This is a genomic window from Variovorax ginsengisoli (assembly GCF_030486595.1).
GTDB lineage: Bacteria > Pseudomonadota > Gammaproteobacteria > Burkholderiales > Burkholderiaceae_C > Variovorax > Variovorax ginsengisoli_B.
Window position 1 is genome coordinate 65,206 of sequence record NZ_JAUJZH010000032.1, and the last position, 16,733, is coordinate 81,938.

Annotated in this window: 17 protein-coding genes; 11 read left to right on the forward strand and 6 right to left on the reverse strand. The window is 68.3% G+C overall.

All coding sequences use genetic code 11. The annotated features are described in order from the left end of the window. The first annotated feature begins 77 nt into the window (after nucleotides 1–77). From QZH52_RS31740 to QZH52_RS31780, 9 genes are all read left to right on the forward strand, one after another. Nucleotides 78–1,253: an ABC transporter substrate-binding protein gene (locus tag QZH52_RS31740; protein ID WP_301815068.1), complete on the forward strand. Its 1,176-nt coding sequence runs from the start codon at nucleotides 78–80 to the stop codon at nucleotides 1,251–1,253. A gap of 27 nt (nucleotides 1,254–1,280) precedes the next feature. Beyond that, a complete protein-coding gene (locus QZH52_RS31745) occupies nucleotides 1,281–2,153 on the forward strand; it encodes a branched-chain amino acid ABC transporter permease (RefSeq protein WP_286524567.1) in 873 nt (290 codons plus the stop codon). Next, complete coding sequence (locus QZH52_RS31750; RefSeq protein ID WP_301815069.1) at nucleotides 2,153–3,124, forward strand: branched-chain amino acid ABC transporter permease; 972 nt, start codon at nucleotides 2,153–2,155, stop codon at nucleotides 3,122–3,124. The genes QZH52_RS31745 and QZH52_RS31750 overlap by 1 nt, the downstream gene beginning before the upstream one ends. Then, nucleotides 3,121–3,879 carry an ABC transporter ATP-binding protein gene (locus QZH52_RS31755; protein ID WP_301815070.1) on the forward strand — a complete coding sequence of 253 codons (759 nt, stop codon included), beginning with the start codon at nucleotides 3,121–3,123 and terminating at the stop codon, nucleotides 3,877–3,879. The genes QZH52_RS31750 and QZH52_RS31755 overlap by 4 nt, the downstream gene beginning before the upstream one ends. Beyond that, the gene (locus QZH52_RS31760) at nucleotides 3,872–4,576 is read left to right on the forward strand and encodes an ABC transporter ATP-binding protein (RefSeq protein WP_301815071.1); all 705 of its coding nucleotides are present in this window, start codon (nucleotides 3,872–3,874) and stop codon (nucleotides 4,574–4,576) included. Before QZH52_RS31755 ends, QZH52_RS31760 begins: the two co-directional genes overlap by 8 nt. A gap of 51 nt (nucleotides 4,577–4,627) precedes the next feature. Beyond that, nucleotides 4,628–5,029, forward strand: coding sequence for an SRPBCC family protein (locus QZH52_RS31765; RefSeq protein WP_301815072.1), 402 nt, complete (start codon nucleotides 4,628–4,630; stop codon nucleotides 5,027–5,029). 12 nt (nucleotides 5,030–5,041) lie between these two features. Further along, complete coding sequence (locus QZH52_RS31770) at nucleotides 5,042–5,335, forward strand: DUF6429 family protein (protein WP_301815073.1); 294 nt, start codon at nucleotides 5,042–5,044, stop codon at nucleotides 5,333–5,335. Between the two features lie 46 nt (nucleotides 5,336–5,381). Then, entirely contained in the window at nucleotides 5,382–5,690 is a 309-nt protein-coding gene (locus QZH52_RS31775; RefSeq protein WP_301815074.1) for a FitA-like ribbon-helix-helix domain-containing protein, read from the forward strand. Nucleotides 5,691–5,802: 112 nt separating this feature from the next. Further along, on the forward strand, nucleotides 5,803–6,282 hold the full coding sequence (locus tag QZH52_RS31780; RefSeq protein ID WP_301815075.1) for a type II toxin-antitoxin system VapC family toxin: 480 nt from the start codon (nucleotides 5,803–5,805) through the stop codon (nucleotides 6,280–6,282). On the opposite strand, the gene QZH52_RS31785 is transcribed toward QZH52_RS31780, so the two are convergent. Then, nucleotides 6,279–6,896 (reverse strand): NAD(P)-dependent oxidoreductase, encoded by a 618-nt coding sequence (locus tag QZH52_RS31785; RefSeq protein ID WP_301815076.1) that lies wholly within the window; start codon nucleotides 6,894–6,896, stop codon nucleotides 6,279–6,281. The genes QZH52_RS31780 and QZH52_RS31785 overlap by 4 nt on opposite strands. After that, nucleotides 6,893–7,594 carry a DsbA family protein gene (locus tag QZH52_RS31790; RefSeq protein WP_301815078.1) on the reverse strand — a complete coding sequence of 234 codons (702 nt, stop codon included), beginning with the start codon at nucleotides 7,592–7,594 and terminating at the stop codon, nucleotides 6,893–6,895. The genes QZH52_RS31785 and QZH52_RS31790 overlap by 4 nt, the downstream gene beginning before the upstream one ends. Before the next feature lie 77 nt (nucleotides 7,595–7,671). Here QZH52_RS31790 and QZH52_RS31795 point away from each other — a divergent pair, with 77 nt between their 5' ends. Then, nucleotides 7,672–8,631, forward strand: coding sequence for a LysR family transcriptional regulator (locus QZH52_RS31795; protein WP_301815079.1), 960 nt, complete (start codon nucleotides 7,672–7,674; stop codon nucleotides 8,629–8,631). Here the strand turns inward: QZH52_RS31795 and QZH52_RS31800 are convergent. The 4 genes from QZH52_RS31800 to dnaG form a co-directional block, all read right to left on the reverse strand. Further along, on the reverse strand, nucleotides 8,576–9,703 hold the full coding sequence (locus QZH52_RS31800) for an HPP family protein (protein ID WP_301815080.1): 1,128 nt from the start codon (nucleotides 9,701–9,703) through the stop codon (nucleotides 8,576–8,578). The two genes, QZH52_RS31795 and QZH52_RS31800, sit on opposite strands and share 56 nt — an antisense overlap. Nucleotides 9,704–9,707: 4 nt before the next feature. After that, on the reverse strand, nucleotides 9,708–10,946 hold the full coding sequence (locus QZH52_RS31805; protein WP_301815081.1) for a multidrug effflux MFS transporter: 1,239 nt from the start codon (nucleotides 10,944–10,946) through the stop codon (nucleotides 9,708–9,710). A gap of 89 nt (nucleotides 10,947–11,035) precedes the next feature. After that, entirely contained in the window at nucleotides 11,036–13,354 is a 2,319-nt protein-coding gene (rpoD, locus tag QZH52_RS31810) for an RNA polymerase sigma factor RpoD (RefSeq protein WP_301815082.1), read from the reverse strand. Between the two features lie 300 nt (nucleotides 13,355–13,654). Then, entirely contained in the window at nucleotides 13,655–15,613 is a 1,959-nt protein-coding gene (gene dnaG, locus QZH52_RS31815) for a DNA primase (RefSeq protein WP_301815084.1), read from the reverse strand. Between the two features lie 81 nt (nucleotides 15,614–15,694). Between dnaG and QZH52_RS31820 the strand changes: the two genes are divergently transcribed. Continuing rightward, nucleotides 15,695–16,699, forward strand: coding sequence for a YihY/virulence factor BrkB family protein (locus QZH52_RS31820; protein WP_301815085.1), 1,005 nt, complete (start codon nucleotides 15,695–15,697; stop codon nucleotides 16,697–16,699). Nucleotides 16,700–16,733 lie beyond the last annotated feature (34 nt).

A 16,733-nucleotide genomic window follows, 5' to 3' on the forward strand; every position in this document is an offset into this window, starting at 1 on the left:
ATTTGCCGGCGTCCGGGCCTGCTTGCATCTGGTCACAATATCCACCGTCACGCTTCCACTGAAATAGGAGAGTTCCCATGCTTCGTCGCCATCTCGTCCAGGCCGCCAGCCTGACCGCCATCGCGCTGGCCTTGCCGCTGGCCGCCCAGGCACAGGACAACACCTTCAAGATTGGCCTGATCCTGCCGATGACCGGCCAGCAAGCCTCCACCGGCCGCCAGGTCGAGGCTGCCGCCAAGCTCTACATGGCGCAGCATGGCGACACGGTTGCCGGCAAGAAGGTCCAGCTGATCGTCAAGGACGACACCGGCCTGCCCGACGTCGCCAAGCGCCTGGCGCAGGAACTGGTGGTGAACGACAAGGTCAACGTGCTGGCCGGCTTCGGCCTGACACCGATCGCGCTGGCCGTGGCGCCGATTGCGACCCAGTCGAAGACCCCGGCCATCACGATGGCGGCCGCCACCTCGGCCATCACCCAGGCCTCGCCGTACATGCTGCGCTCCAGCTTCACGCTGCCGCAGGCCGCGGTCGCGATGGGCGACTGGGCACCCAAGAACGGCATCAAGTCGGTGGTCACGCTGGTGGCCGATTACGGTCCGGGCAACGACGCCGAGAAGTTCTTCGCCGAGCGCTTCGAGCTCAACGGCGGCAAGGTGATCGAGAAGCTGCGGGTGCCGCTGCGCAACCCCGACTTCGCCCCCTTCCTGCAGAAGGTGCGCGACGCCAAGCCTGATGCGCTGTTCGTCTTCGTGCCCTCGGGCGCCGGCGCGGCCGTGATGAAGCAGTTCCTGGAGCGCGGCATGGACAAGGCCGGCATCAAGATGATCGGCACCGGCGACGTGACCGACGACGACCAGCTCAACGACATGGGCGACGGCGCGCTCGGCGTTGTCACCTCGCACCACTACTCGACGGCCCATCCCTCGGCGATGAACAAGAAGTTCGTGGCCGACTTCGAAGCCGCCAACAAGAACATGCGGCCGAACTTCATGGCCGTCGGCGGCTACGACGGCATGCGCATCATCTACGAGGCGCTCAAGACCACCAAGGGCCAGGGCGGCGGCGATGCGCTGCTGGCCGCGATGAAGGGCCAGGTCTTCGAGAGCCCGCGCGGCCCGGTGCTGATCGACGCCCAGACCCGCGACATCACGCAGGACATCTACCTGCGCAAGGTCGAGAAGAAGGACGGCCAGCTCTGGAACATCGAGTTCGACGTCATCAAGGCGGTCAAGGACCCGGGCAAGTCCAAGTAAGCCAGACGAAGGATTCCGGACAGCCGCATGTTGACCATTCTTTTCGACGGCATTGCCTACGGCATGCTGCTGTTCGTGCTCGCGGTCGGCCTGGCCGTGACGCTGGGGCTGATGAACTTCATCAACCTCGCGCACGGCGCCTTCGCGATGGCCGGCGGCTATCTCACGGTGTTCGCGATGCAGAAGCTGGGCGTGCCCTTCCTGCTGTGCCTGCCGCTGGCCTTCCTGGTGGTCGGCGCGGCGGGGGCGCTGCTCGAGCGCACGCTCTACCGGCCGATGTATGGCAAGTCGCACCTCGACCAGGTGTTGTTCTCGATCGGGCTGGCCTTCATGGCGGTGGCGGCGGTCGATTACTTCGTCGGCTCCTCGCAGCAGAACATCCACCTGCCCGAGTGGCTGCGCGGGCGCACCGAGATTGGCGACGGCGCCTTGCTGCTGGGCATGGGCCACTACCGCATCTTCATCATCGCGGTCTGCACCTTGCTCACCGTGGTGCTGCAACTGATCCTCTCCAAGACCCGCTTCGGCAGCCGGCTGCGCGCGGCGGTCGACGATCCTCGCGTGGCGGCCGGTCTGGGCATCAACGTCAACGTGGTGTTCTTGCTGACCTTCGCCGTGGGCTCGGGGCTGGCGGGGCTGGGCGGTGCGCTGGGCGCCGAGATCCTCGGCCTCGATCCGACCTTCCCGCTCAAGTACATGGTCTATTTCCTCATCGTGGTCTCGGTCGGCGGCACCTCGTCGATCACCGGGCCGCTGCTGGCCGCGCTGCTGCTCGGCGTCGCCGACGTGGCGGGCAAGTACTTCATCCCGAAGATGGGCGCCTTCACGGTCTACCTGCTGATGATCCTGATCCTGATGTGGCGGCCGCAGGGCTTGTTCACGCGCAAGGGGGGCAAGTGATGGATTTCCGTCAACCCCTGCTGCAGAAGGCGCGCTGGCGCCCCTGGGAATACGCACTGTGGGTGGTGGCCTTCGCGCTGCCGCTGCTGGTGCCGTCGCATGCGCTGATGATCAACGAGATCGCCATCGTCGCGCTGTTCGCGATGTCGCTCGACCTGATCCTCGGCTACACCGGCATCGTGTCGCTGGGCCACGCGGCCTTCTTCGGCTTCGGCGCCTATGCGGCGGCGCTGTTCGCCAAGCACGTGATGCCCGATCCGACGATCGGCCTGGTGGTGGCCATTGCGCTGTCGGCGGCGCTGGGCGCCGTGGCCAGCGTCACCATCCTGCGCGGCAGCGACTTGACGCGGCTGATGGTCACCCTGGGCACCGCCCTGCTGCTGCTCGAACTGGCCAACAAGCTCGACTGGCTCACCGGCGGCGCCGACGGGCTGCAGGGCGTGGTGATGGGGCCGGTGCTGGGTGTCTTCGACTTCGACCTGTTCGGCCGCACCGCCGCCTGGTACTCGCTGTCGGTGCTGCTGCTGCTGTTCCTCTTGATGCGCCGGCTGGTGCATTCGCCCTTCGGCGCCACGCTCAAGGCGATCCGCGACAACCGGCTGCGGGCGATGGCGATCGGCATCCCCGTGGTGTCGCGGCTGGCCGTGATATACACCGTGGCGGCGGCCGTGGCGGGCGGCGCGGGCGCGCTGCTGGCCCAGACCACCGGCTTCGCCTCGCTCGACGTGCTGGCCTTCGACCGTTCGGCCGACGTGGTGCTGATGCTGGTCATCGGCGGTGTCGGCTGGCTCTACGGCGGCATCGCCGGCGCGATCGTCTTCAAGCTGCTGCAGGACACGCTGTCGACCGTCACGCCGCAGTACTGGATGTTCTGGATCGGCCTGATCCTGGTGCTGCTGGTGCTGGTCGGGCGCGACCGGCTGCTCAAGCCCTGGACCTGGTTCGGCGCGCGCAAGGCGGTGAAGCCATGAGCGACATCGTGCTGTCCGCCACCGGCCTCGTGATGCGCTTCGGCGGCATCACGGCCACCAACAACGTCACGCTGAACCTGCGGCGCGGTGCCCGCCATGCGCTGATCGGCCCCAACGGCGCCGGCAAGACGACGCTGATCAACCTGCTGACCGGCGTGCTCACGCCCACCGAGGGCCGCATCGTGCTCGAGGGCGAGGACATCACGTGGCTGGCGCCGCACCGCCGGGTCGCGCGCGGCATGGTGCGCACCTTCCAGATCAACCAGTTGTTCGATTCGATGACGCCGCTGGAGACGCTGGCGCTGGTGGTTTCGCAGCACAGCGGCGTGGGCGCCCAGTGGTGGCGCCCGTTGGGCTCCTCGACGGCGGTGGCCGAACGGGCCGGCCAGCTGCTGGAGCAGTTCCGCCTGGCCGACGTCGCCTGGCAGCAGACCCGCCATCTGGCCTACGGCAAGCGGCGGCTGCTCGAGATCGCGATCGCGCTGGCTTGCGAGCCGCGCGTGCTGCTGCTCGACGAGCCGGTCGCAGGGGTGCCGGCCGGTGAACGCGAAGAACTGCTCGAGACCGTGGCGGCGCTGCCGGCCGACGTCTCGGTGCTGCTGATCGAGCACGACATGGACCTGGTCTTCAGCTTCGCCGACCGCATGACCGTGCTGGTCAACGGCACGCTGCTGACCGAAGGCGATCCGGACACGATCGCCAACGACCCGAAGGTGAAAGAGGTCTACCTGGGCCATGGAGCCGCGCATGTCTGAACTGCTGCGCATCGAGAACCTGAGCGCCGGCTACGGCGAGGCCGTGGTGCTGCACGACGTCGGGCTCGCGCTCGGCGAGGGCCAGACGCTGGCGCTGCTGGGCCGCAACGGCACCGGCAAGACCACGCTGATAAACACGCTGGCGGGCGCTACGCGCCAGCATGGCGGGAGCATCACGCTCGGCGGCGCGGCGCTGCACAAGCTGTCGCCGCACCTGCGGGCGGCGGCCGGCATCGGCTGGGTGCCGCAGGAACGCAACATCTTCAAGTCGCTGACGGTGCACGAGAACCTGACGGCGGTGGAGCGGCCGGGCCGCTGGAATCCGCAGCGGGTCTACGAGATGTTCCCGCGGCTGGCGGAGCGCAAGGGCAACCTGGGCACGCAGCTGTCGGGCGGCGAGCAGCAGATGCTGGCCGTCGGACGCGCGCTGGTGCTGAACCCGACCCTGCTGCTGCTCGACGAGCCACTCGAAGGGCTGGCGCCGATCATCGTCGAAGAGCTGCTGCGTGCGATCCGCCGCATCACGCGCGACGAAGGCCTGGCGGCGATCATCGTCGAGCAGCATCCGCAGGCGATCCTCGCGATCTCCGACGAGGCGGTGGTGCTCGACCACGGCACCGTGGTGCATGCGGACCACGCGGCCAGCTTGCAGGCGCAGCCCGAGGTGCTGGAACGGCTGCTCGGGGTTGGCCGCTAGCGCGCAGCGGCCTAAACTCACGGCCCTCGTTTCCGCTGAAAGGGCCGGACCATGGCATCGATTCGACAGGAAATCCAGGTCGCGGCCCCGGCCGAGAAGATCTGGGACGCGGTCCGCGACGTCGGCGAGATCCACCGCCGGCTGGTGCCGGGTTTCGTCACCGACTGCAAGCTCGACGGCGACGCCCGCATCGTGACCTTCGGCAACGGCATGGTGGCGCGCGAAGTCATCGTCGACCTCGACGACGCGGCGCGTCGCGCCGTCTGGTCGGCCAGCGGCGGCCGCCTCACGCACCACAACGCCTCGCTGCAGGTGTTCGCCGAAGACGCGGCCCACAGCCGCCTGGTCTGGATCGCCGACCTGCTGCCGCACGAGATGAAGCCGGCGATCGCGGGCATGATCGCCGAGGGGCTGAAGGCGATGAAGAGGACCTTGGAGAACCCCGGCATCTGACAGGAGAAGATCATGGAACTCGATGTGCGCGCCATCGACGAAACCGTGCTGGCGCTCCTCTATCTGACCCTGCACGAACGGAATCGGGCCTGGAAAGGCCATGAATGGGGTGCGCTGGACCGTCTTCACGCCCAGGGCTACATTGACGACCCCGTCAACAAGGCCAAGTCGGTCGTCTTGACGGAGGAGGGCTTGCGCAGGGCGGAGCAACTGTTCAATGAACGCTTCGTCATCGATCACCGGGGCGGCAGTCCGACGGAGGCCTGCTCAGGCGCTATCCCTGGAACCGTGGCCAGTCGGTGCTAGCAATGAAAGCAATGACTACAATCTGGTTCCACGGGAGTAACGCGCCATGGCAACCCTGACGATTCGCAATCTGGAGGATCCGCTCAAGAGCCGGTTGCGTCTGCGTGCGGCGGCCCGCAACCGGTCGATGGAAGAAGAGGCGCGTCAAATCCTGAGGGCCGCGCTGCAGGAGTCGCCGCAGCCGTCGCTGGATTTGAGCGCCCGCATTCGCTCTCGATTTGCGACCCTGGGCGATGTTCAATTGCCCATCGAGGCCAGGGGTCCGGTGCGCCCGCTGCCCGACTTCGGCGACGAGGCAGCCGCGTCCGCGCCGAGCAAACCAAAGTCCGCCCCTGCGCCCCGGAAGCGACGATGAGCCGCCCGGCCGCTCAGAAGGCGAATGCCGCAGCGCTGCTGCGCAGCAGCTTTTCGGCGAGCCGGAGTCTCGCTCCAAAGAAGTCCGAAGCGCCGCTCTGCGAAAGCGCTCGATGAGCACGCTTCTCGACACCAACGTCCTGTCGGAACTCTTGCGGGCGACCCCCGACCCGGGCGTGCTGAGATGGTTCGAAGCCCAACCGGCCGACACCCTGTTCGTCAGTTCGATCACGCAGGCGGAAATGATGCTTGGGGCGCGACTGTTGCCTGCAGGCAAGCGGCGTGCGGCGCTCGAAACCGCTGTTCGGGCGATGTTCGACGAGGATTTTGGGGGGCGCATACTGCCGTTCGACCCCTCGGCAGCTTGGGTCTACGCCGACATCGTGAGCGCGCGGCGGGCTGCCGGTCGTCCCATCAGTCAGTTAGACGCTCAGATCGCCGCGATCGCGAGGCACCATGGTGTCCAGTTGGCGACCCGGAACGTCACCGATTTCGAGGGCTGCGGGCTCCTGGTCGTCGATCCATGGAAGTCGACATCCGGGGTCGGCAGCCGCTTGAACATGCCGACCCGCCCGCCCCGTCCGCCCCTCTAGTACCCGACCGTGAAACGCTGACGCGGATGCTTCGGGGACTCGATCTCGTCGGCCATCGCGATCGCGTAGTCCTCCATCGAGATCCAGCTCTTGCCGCCGGCGTCGCTCAGCAGGCTGTCGCCGCCGACGCGGAACTTGCCCGTGCGCTGGCCCGGCTCGAAGATCGCCGAGGGCGACAAGAAGGTCCAGTCAATGTCTTTCTCCGCGCGCAGCGCGGCCAGCATCGCGCCGCCGGCGGCGGCCTCGGCTTTGTAGGCGTCGGGGAAGCCGGGCGCGTCGATCAGCGCCGCGCCGGGCGCGACCTCGAGACTGCCCGCGCCACCGACCACCAGCAGCCGCGGCACGCCGGCCTGCCGGGCGGCGGCGATCAGGGTCGCGGCGTCGGTGCCGCCCGCGAAACGGGTCGCGCTCACGAGCACGTCATGGCCGCGCAAGAGCGGCACCAGGGCGTCGAGCGCTTTCGCGTCGGCGGCGTGGAGGCTCAGTCCGGGGCGGGCGTCGACGCCGTCGACATGGCGGGCGACGCCGGTCACGCTGTGGCCGCGCGCCAGCAGTTCGTCGGCGATGCGGGAGCCGGCGCGGCCGGTGATCCCGAGAAGGGCGATCTTGCTCATGGGTGTTCCTTGAGGGACTGTGGTGAAAGGGGTTGGGAAAGCAGGGTGTCGAGTTGCTCGACCCAGGCGTCGGGCCGGCCGAGGTAGCGGCCGGCGTCCAGCGGCGTCAGCCGGCCATCGGTGGTCGCCAGCGCCAGGGTCGGAAAGCCCTGGCCGCCGATCCGGGCCAACCAGCGGCGGCTTTCGTCGATATGGCGCTGGGTGGCTTCGCCGGCGATGAAGTCGAAGTCGTCGGAGAAGGCGGCGGCGTCGAGACCGAGATCCGCCGCCAGCGCGCGCAGCACCTCCGGGTCGGCGACGCGCCGCCCCTCGACGTAGTGGGCGCGCTGGACGCGGTGAAGCATGTCCAGCCCCCGGCCCGCCGCGGCCTCGGCGACCAGGATCGCAGTCAGCGGCGGTGCGGAGTCCAGCATCGCGCCTCTGTCGTTCAGCAGCCCGTCGAAATAGGCGGCGCCGAAGGGCTGGCCGCTGAGTTCGGCGATGCGGCGGTCGTGCGGCTTCACGTGGTCGCGCCAGGCCGGCGTGATGGGGCGCCGGTTGCTGCCGGTCAGCATGCCGCCGCCATGGCATTCGATCGCCAGCGCCGGCAGGCTGCGCGCGGCCTCGATCAAGGGCGCCGCGGCGTAGCACCAGCCGCACAGCGGGTCGAAGACATAGTGCAGCGTGGCGCGCCGGGGGAGGGGGTTCGTTGCCGTCATGCCCCGTATCGTATGTTTCTCTATCCGATCGAAAAACCGCGTAGCATGCAATGGTTTGTTGCTTGATTCGATCGAATATGGACCGCATCGTCGCCGCCGAAGTTTTCGTCCGCATCGCCGAGCGCGGCAGCATGAGCGCGGCCGCCGAGACGCTCGACATGTCGCGCGCCATGGTGACGCGCTACCTTGCGCAGATGGAGCAGTGGGCCGGCGCCCGGCTGCTGCATCGCACGACCCGGCGCCTCAGCCTCACCGAGGCCGGCGAAGAAACACTGGCGCGCTGCCGCCGCATGCTCGAGGTCGCGGCCGAGATGGCGACCGCCGCCAGCGCCTGCGCGGAAGAACCGCGCGGCCTGCTGCGGGTCGCCTGCGCGCAGTCGCTGGCCCAGGACGTGCTCGCCTCGGCGGTGGCCGACTACCTCCGCCGCCATCCCCGGGCGGCGATCGACCTGCACATCGACGCCCGGCCGGTGAACCTGGTCGAGGAACGCATCGACCTCGCGATCCGGATCACCAACGATCTCGATCCGAACCTGATCGCCCGGCCGCTGGGCCGGTGCGACTCGGTGGTCTGCGCCTCGCCGGCCTACCTGGCGGCCCACGGCGAGCCGGCCAGCGTGCAGGACCTGGCATTGCACAACTGCCTGACCTATTCCTACTTCGGCAAGAGCCTGTGGCAGTTCGAGCAGGGCGCCGAGCGCATCGCGGTGCCGGTCAGCGGCAACCTCAGCGCCAACGAGTCGCAGGTGCTGCTGGCGGCGGCCATCGAGGGCGCCGGCATCGCGATGCAGCCGGCCTACTCGGCCCGCGGGCCGATCGCCCAGGACCGGCTGGTGGCGCTGCTGCCCGACTTCGAGCCGCAGGGCCTGGGCGTCTACGGTGTCTACGCGTCGCGGCGCCAGATGCCGGCGTCGCTGCGGACGCTGCTCGATTTCCTGGTGGCGCGCTTCGCCGAGCCGGCCCACTGGCCGCCCGGCGGGGTCAGTTCTCCGGCCCGACCGCGCGGTAGAGCGCGCGCACGAAATCCGACTGCGTGATCATCCCGGCCAGGCGGCGCTCGGCGTCGATGATCGGGATGTGGTGGTGGCCGCCTTCGGAGAACAGCGGCACCAGTTCGGCCAGCGGCCGGTCCTCGCTGGCCACGCGCACCTGGCGCGTCATGATCTGGCCCACCACCTCGGGCTTGTTCGACATCACGCTGCGGGTCGCGCGGATGAAGTGGCGCAGCCGGCCGCCGATGCCCTCGTGGTGCTCCAGGTCGATCTGGCGGAAGAAGTCGGCCTGGGTGACGATGCCGACCACCCGGCGCGTCCGGTCGGTCACCGGCAGCGCCTTGATGCGGCGCTCGTGCATCAGGGTCCAGGCGTCCTGCAGGGGCATGCCGAACTCGGCCACCACCGGGTCGCGCGACATGATGTCGGCGCAGCGCACCGTGCCGAGCCGCCGGTGCCAGGATTCCATCTCGGTCTGCCGGATCAGCGATTCGAGGTCGTCGCGGCTGATGTCCAGCACCTGGTTGTAGCGCGCCAGCACGGCGTCGATGTCGGCCGACATGGCGCCCGCATCGGCCCCGGGCGGGCGCGGCGGCGCCAACTGCAGGTGCGGATAGCGGCGTCCCGTCAAGCTGTTGTAGACCACGCCGGCCAGCACCAGCAGCAGCGAATCGGCGAACACCGGCAGGAAGGCGAAAGGCAGCTCGCCGGTGCGGGTCAGCACGGCCAGCAGCGCCACCGCGCCGCCCGGCGGATGCAGGCAACGCATGGCGAACATCAGCCCGATCGCCAGGGCGGTCGCCAGCGCGCCGGTCCAGACGGCGTCGGGCAGCCAATGGGCGCAGGCAACGCCGACCAGGGCCGCGAGCGTGTTGCCGCCGATCACCGGCCAGGGCTGGGCCAGCGGGCTGGCCGGCAAGGCGAACACCAGCACCGCGCTGGCGCCGAGCGGGGCGATCAGCCAGCCGCTGCCGCCGGCCAGCCATTCGCAGGCGAGGCCGGTGAACAGCAGGCCGATCGCAGCCCCCACGACCGCGCGCAGCCGTTCGCGCCCGTCGACGACGGTGGGCCCGGGCAGCCAGGCGCGGGCGAAGCTTCGCAGATCGAACGACCGCATCGCTTCAGGCCGCCTCGCCGGCGACCCGCCGACCGATCTCGGGCCAGCGCCCGTGCAGCCAGACCCAGGCCACCAGCCCGACGCCCAGCATCAGCAGCGAGGTGGCGGCCAGTGCCAGCGTGGAGTGCATCACCAGCGGCGCGACCACGCCGGCGACGATGCCGTTGGCGGTCGAGCCGATGACCGCCTGCAGCGACGAGGCCATGCCGCGGCGGTCCGGGTGCAGGTCGAGCACCAGCAGGGTCACGACCGGCACCATCAGTGCCCAGCCGAAGGCGAACACCGCCAGTGGCCACAGCGCCCAGGCGGCATGCGGGGTGAAGAGGGCGTTGGCGGCCACGTTCAGGATCGAGGTCGCCAGCATGATCACGAAGCCGTCGCGGATCTGCCGCTTCGGCGCCACCTTGCCGGCCATCCGGCCGCTGGCCCAGGCGCCGCTCATGATGCCGCCGATGGTCAGGATGAAGAACCAGAAGAACTGGGTCGGCGCCAGCGCCAGGTGCTCGCCGAGGAAGGCGGGCGCGGCCAGCACGTAGAGGAACATGCCGTTGAAGGGCACGCCGCTGGCCAGCGCCAGCAGCAGGAAGCGCGGGTCGGAGCAGAGGTCCCAGTAGCCGCGCATGAGGTGCCGCACCTCGAAGGGCTGGCGATGGTCCTTGTGCAGCGTCTCTGGCAGCAGCTTGAAATTGGCGACCCACAGCACCACGCCGACGCCGACCAGGAACCAGAAGATCGCGTGCCAGCCCAGGTGCACGAACAGGAAGCCGCCGACGATCGGCGCGATCGCCGGCGCGATGCCGAAGTAGATCGTCACCTGCGACATCACCTTCTGCGCCTCCGCCGGCGGAAACATGTCGCGGATCACCGCCCGCGAGACCACGATGCCGGCACCGGTCGACAGGCCCTGCAGGGCGCGGAACAGCACCAGCTGCCCTATGGTCTGCGACAGGGCGCAGCCCAGCGAGGCGAGGGTAAACACCGCCAGCCCCCACAGCACCACCGGCCGGCGCCCGAAGCTGTCCGACAACGCGCCGTGGAACAGGTTCATGAAGGCGAAGCCGAACAGGTAGGCCGAGAGCGTCTGCTGCATCTCGGCGGGGGTGGCGCCGATCGAGCGCGCGATGCCCGAGAAAGCCGGGATGTAGGTGTCGATCGAGAACGGACCCAGCATGCCCAGCACCGCCAGCAGCACGGCCAGCGCCCAGCGCGGCGCGCGCCAGAGTTTGTCGGCTTCGGGGTTCATGGACGGCGTCTCCGGTCGGTTCTTGGTGTTCTTGGAAAAAAGAAGGGCGCCCGAGGGCGCCTTCTTGTCGTCTGCTTGCGAGTGCGCGCTTACAGAGTGTCGATGAAGCTGCGCAGCTTGTCCGAACGGCTCGGGTGCTTCAGCTTGCGCAGTGCCTTCGCCTCGATCTGGCGGATGCGCTCGCGCGTGACGTCGAACTGCTTGCCGACTTCTTCCAGCGTGTGGTCGGTCGACATCTCGATGCCGAAGCGCATGCGCAGCACCTTGGCTTCGCGCGGCGTCAGGCTGTCGAGGATGTCCTTGACCACGTCGCGCAGGCCGGCCTGCATCGCGGCCTCGATCGGCGCCGTGTTGCTGCTGTCCTCGATGAAGTCGCCCAGGTGCGAATCGTCGTCGTCGCCGATAGGGGTTTCCATCGAGATCGGCTCCTTGGCGATCTTCATGATCTTGCGGATCTTGTCTTCCGGGATCTCCATCTTGGCGGCCAGGATGCTGGCGTCGGGCTCGAAACCGAACTCCTGCAGATGCTGCCGGCTGATGCGGTTCATCTTGTTGATGGTCTCGATCATGTGGACCGGGATGCGGATGGTGCGCGCTTGGTCGGCGATCGAGCGGGTGATCGCCTGGCGGATCCACCACGTCGCGTAGGTCGAGAACTTGTAGCCGCGGCGGTATTCGAACTTGTCGACCGCCTTCATCAGGCCGATGTTGCCTTCCTGGATCAGGTCCAGGAACTGCAGGCCGCGGTTGGTGTACTTCTTGGCGATCGAGATCACGAGGCGCAGGTTGGCCTCGATCATTTCCTTCTTGGCATCGCGCGAAGACGATTCGCCTTCGTTCATGCGCTTGTTGATGTCCTTCAGCTGCGTCAGCGGCACCACCACGCGCGACTGGATGTCGGTCAGGCGCTGCTGCAGTTCCTGCACCGGCGGGATGTTGCGGGCCAGCACGGCGCTCCAGGGCTTGCCGGCGGCGGCCTGCTTCTCGACCCACTTGAGGTTGAGCAGGTTGGAGGCGACGCGGTTGCCGTTCTTGTCGTAGCCGCTGAAGTCGCGGATGAACTCTTCCTGAGGGAAGCCGCACTTGTCGACGATGATGCGGCGCAGCTCGCGCTCCTTCTTGCGGACGTCGTCGACCTGGGTGCGCACCAGGTCGCACAGCTTCTCGATCGTGCGGGCCGTGAAGCGGATCGTCATCAGCTCTTCGGACAGGGCGTGCTGCGCCTTCTCGTAGGCCGGCGTGCCGTAGCCTTCCTTGTCGTAGATCTTGTGGACCTTCTCGAACAGCACGGCGATGCGGTCGAAACGTTCGAGCGCGTCGCGCTTGAGTTCCTCGAGCTTCTTGGTCAGCGCCTTGGAGCCGCCCTTGCCGTCGTCGTCGTCTTCCTCGTCGAATTCGTCGAAGTCTTCTTCGGCCACGTAGTCGTCGGCCTCGTTGGGGTTCGAGAAGCCGTCGACGATGGTCGAGATGACGACCTTGCCATCACGGATTTCCTGGCCCAGGCGCAGGATCTCGGCGATCGTGGCGGGGGAGGCCGAGATGGCTTCCATCATCGCCATCAGGCCGCCTTCGATGCGCTTGGCGATCTCGATTTCGCCTTCGCGCGTGAGCAGTTCGACCGTGCCCATCTCGCGCATGTACATGCGCACCGGGTCGGTGGTGCGGCCGAATTCGCTGTCGACGGTCGACAGGGCGGCTTCGGCTTCTTCTTCGGCTTCCTCGACCGTGGTGGCGGTCGGGGCGGTGTTGTTCAGCAGCAGCGTCTCGGCGTCGGGCGTCTGCTCGTAGACGGCCACGCCCATGTCGTTGAGCATCGTGACCACGACTTCCATGGTCTCGGCGTCAACCAGCTTGTCGGGCAGGTGGTCGGAGATTTCTCCGTGCGTCAGGTAGCCGCGGGTCTTGCCCAGCGTGATCAGGGTCTTCAGGCGCGAACGGCGCTTGGCCAAGTCTTCTTCGGAGAGCACGGTCTCGTCGAGGCCGAATTCCTTCATCAAGGCCCGTTCCTTGGCCTTGCTGATCTTCATGCGCAGCGGCTTGACCTTTTCTTCGGTCGTGGTCGCTGCCGGCTCCTCGCCGGCCAGGTCGTCCTCGATGTCGGACAGGTCGATGTCGCTGCCCGTCGACTCATTGCCGGCCTTCGGCTTGCGGCCGCGCTTGGCGCCGGTGGTCGTGGTGGCGGCGCCGGCGGCCTTGGGCGGACGGCCCACCTTCTTGGCGGCGGGCTTTTCGATGGTGGGATCGGCGGAGAGAGTCGTTTTGGTGGGCACGGTTTTCACTTTCGTTGCTGCTGACGCCTTGGAGGCGACGGCACCCGTCTTGGTTGCCTGCAGCGCGGCGGTCTTCGACGGTTTTTCTGCAGCGGGCTTCTTGGCAGCGGACACGGCAGGCTTCTTTGAACTGGGCATACGACCTCGTACAACAAGATGGACCAAGCGGAATCACACGCGCCTCGAAACCCGGCGCAGGCAGGAGCACAAACACTGAGGCTGGGGGAACGCGAGCCCCCCGGCAGCCGTCAAAAGGCAAGATGTCGGGCGAACATTTGGTGTGCAGTCCTTGCGGTGTATTGACCCTTTTCCCGTCGGGAAGTGCATTGCGCTTGGGGTCGGCCCGGAGGTGCTGCTGTCGCTCTTGCCAGTTTTTGCTTCAACCAGACGCCCTCGAGCGTCTGGCTAAGCCTTACATTATAGCGCGCTGCCAGTTTTTCAAGCACTGTTTGTGCTCGGCCTGAGGCGATTTCGCAACTCGAGCCGGCGCGCTTCGAGCGCCTTGTAGCGTTCCAGCGCTCGCGGATCGCTGCCGACCGCCGCGATCGCCTCGCTTTGCTGGGCCTTGAGCAGGTCGTCCAGCATGTAGTCGAGCACGTTGCGCAGTTCGCGGGCCGCATCGGCCGCCTGCTCGCCCTCGGCATCGCCGATCGGACCGCCGTCCGGGCCGGTCATGACCCGCACCGCCAGCGCTTCGAAGCTCAGGCCGCGCAGGCCCTCGCGCAGCGCCGCCCAGGGCTGGATCCCATGCTCATGCCCCTGGCTGTCGAGCCAGGCGAACAGCTGGCCGTGCTCGCCGGGCAGGTCGCAGAGCAGGGCGTGCAGCTCGTGCGACAGGGCTTCCCATTCGGCCGGATTCGACAGCACCAGCCGCGCCGCCACGTCGGCCCGGCTGGTCGGCAGCCGGCGGCCGCCCGGGGGCGGGCGGGGAGGTGGCGGCTGGCGGAACGACTTGAAGCGCTTTTTCTCGGAACCGCCGCGCGCCTGTTCGTCGAACCACTGGTCCCGGCTGGCCCAGTCCTCCTCGGTCATTTCGGAGGCGACCGGCGCGCTGGCCCGCGAAGGCGCCGGGGCGGGCGGGCGCGGCGCCGCCGGCATCCAGAGCTCGGCCAGCTCCTGGGTGCCGAGCTGCGCCAGGGCGGCGATCTCGGCCAGCAGCTGGCGCTTGAGCGCGCCTTCGGGCAGGGCGCTCCAGAGCGGGCGGGCATTGCTCGCCATGTGGGCGCGGCCTTCGGCGGTCGACAGTTCGCAGCCTTCGCGGGCCGCCTCGATCAGGAAGCGGCTCAGCGGCGTGGCTTCGGACACGAAGCGGGCGAAGGCGTCGGCGCCGAACTCGCGGATGAAGCTGTCGGGGTCGTGCTCGGCCGGCAGGAACAGGAACTTGATGCTGCGCACGTCGGTGGCGTAGCTCAGGGCGCCGTCGAGCGCCTTGCGGGCCGCCCGCCGGCCGGCGGCGTCGCCGTCGAAGCTGAAGACCACCGATTCGGTGAAGCGAAACAGCTTCTGCACGTGCTCGGGCGTGCAGGCGGTGCCGAGGGTCGCGACCGCGTTCGGGAAGCCCAGCTGCGCCAGCGCCACGACGTCCATGTAGCCCTCCGTGACCAGCGCGTAGCCGCGGTCGCGGAAGGCCGCCCGGGCCTCGTAGAGTCCGTAGAGCTCGCGGCCCTTGCTGAACACCGGGGTCTCGGGCGAGTTCAGGTACTTGGGCTTCTCGTCGCCCAGCACCCGGCCGCCGAAGCCGATGCATTCGCCCTTGACGTTGCGGATCGGGAACATCACGCGGTCGCGGAAGCGGTCGTAGCGTTTGGCTTCGCCGCCTTCCTCGGCCTCGCCGACGATCACCAGGCCGCTCTCGGCCAGCAGCGGGTCGTCGTAGTCGGGGAAGACGCTGGCCAGCGAGCGCCAGCCGGCCGGGGCGTAGCCGATGCCGAACTGCTTCGCGACCTCGCCCGAGACGCCGCGGCCCTTGAGGTAGTCGATCGCGCCGGGCGATTGCCGCAGCTGCTTGCGGTAGGCCTCGCCGGCCTTCTCGAGCACCTCGGACAAAGTGGCCTGCTTCTGCCGCTGGCCGGCGGCGCGGGCGCGTTCCTCGGGCGAGGCGTCGTCCTCGGGCACCTGCAGGCCGTACTGGCCGGCCAGGTCGTGCACCGCCTCGACGAAGCCCATGCCGGCATGCTCCATCAGGAAGCCGATCGCGTTGCCGTGCACGCCGCAGCCGAAGCAGTGATAGAACTGCTTGGTCGGGCTGACCGAGAAGGACGGGGATTTTTCGCCGTGGAAGGGGCACAGGCCCATGAAATTGGCGCCGGCCTTCTTGAGCTGGACATAGCGTCCGACGATTTCCACCACGTCCGCGCGTGCGATCAGTTCCTGGATGAAAGAAGCGGGGATGGTCATGTAGGCTCGGAACTCCAAATGATACGCAAGCCGTCAGGCCCGCGCCGGGCCCCCGAACCGCCGATGGCCCGAAAGCACCGAATGATCCGCCGTTCCCTCACCCACCCGATCGGCCCCGTGCTGCGCCACCCACTGCGTTTCATCTGGCAGGCGTTCAAGAGCTTCAAGGCCAACCAGGGCCTGCTGCTCGCGGGCGCGGTGGCCTACTACGCGCTGCTGTCGATCGTGCCGCTCCTGATCGTCAGCGTCATCGCGCTGTCGCATTTCGTCGACCAGGCGGCGCTGCTGAGTGCGGTCGGGCGCTACCTGGCCTGGCTGCTGCCCGGCCAGTCGCAGGCGATCGTCGCCGAACTGTCGAATTTCCTGACCCATGCGGAGGTGCTCGGCCCGGTGCTGCTGGTGACGATGATCTTCTTCAGTTCGCTGGCCTTCACGGTGCTCGAGGGCGCGATGGCGGTGATCTTCCACCACCGCAAGGCCGAGCATTCGCGGCACTTCCTGATCTCGGTGGTGATGCCCTACGTCTACATCCTGTGCCTGTGCGTCGGCCTGATGCTGGTGACCTTAGTGACAGGCGCGCTGCAGGTGATCGGCGAGGAAAGCGTCGAGCTGTTCGGCTATAGCTGGTCGCTGTCGGGCGTCTCGGGCGTGCTGCTCTACCTGCTCGGGCTGGGCGGCGAGATCTTCATGCTGACCTCGCTCTACCTGGTGATGCCGGTCGGCCGGCTGCGCCTGCGGCATGCCTTGATCGGCGGCGTGACCGCCGCCTTGCTGTGGGAGGTCACTCGCCGGGTGCTGGTGTTCTATTTCGCCACCCTGTCGCAGGTCAACGTCGTTTACGGCTCGCTCACCACCGCGATCGTGGTGCTGCTGAGCCTGGAGATCGCCGCCACGCTGGTGCTGTTCGGCGCCCAGGTGATCGCCCAGTTCGAGCGCCTGGAGCGCACCGGCAGCCTGAAGCCCGACGAAGCCGCCGATGGGGCCCTCGGCGGCCAGCCACCGGACGAGAGGGGTCACCCAGGCCGGCGCCGGGCCGCCCCAAGGCGGCCTGCGGCCCCCTCGGGGGGCAGCGACTACACGAAGTGAGGGAGCGTGGGGGTCACCCAGGCCGGCGCCGGGC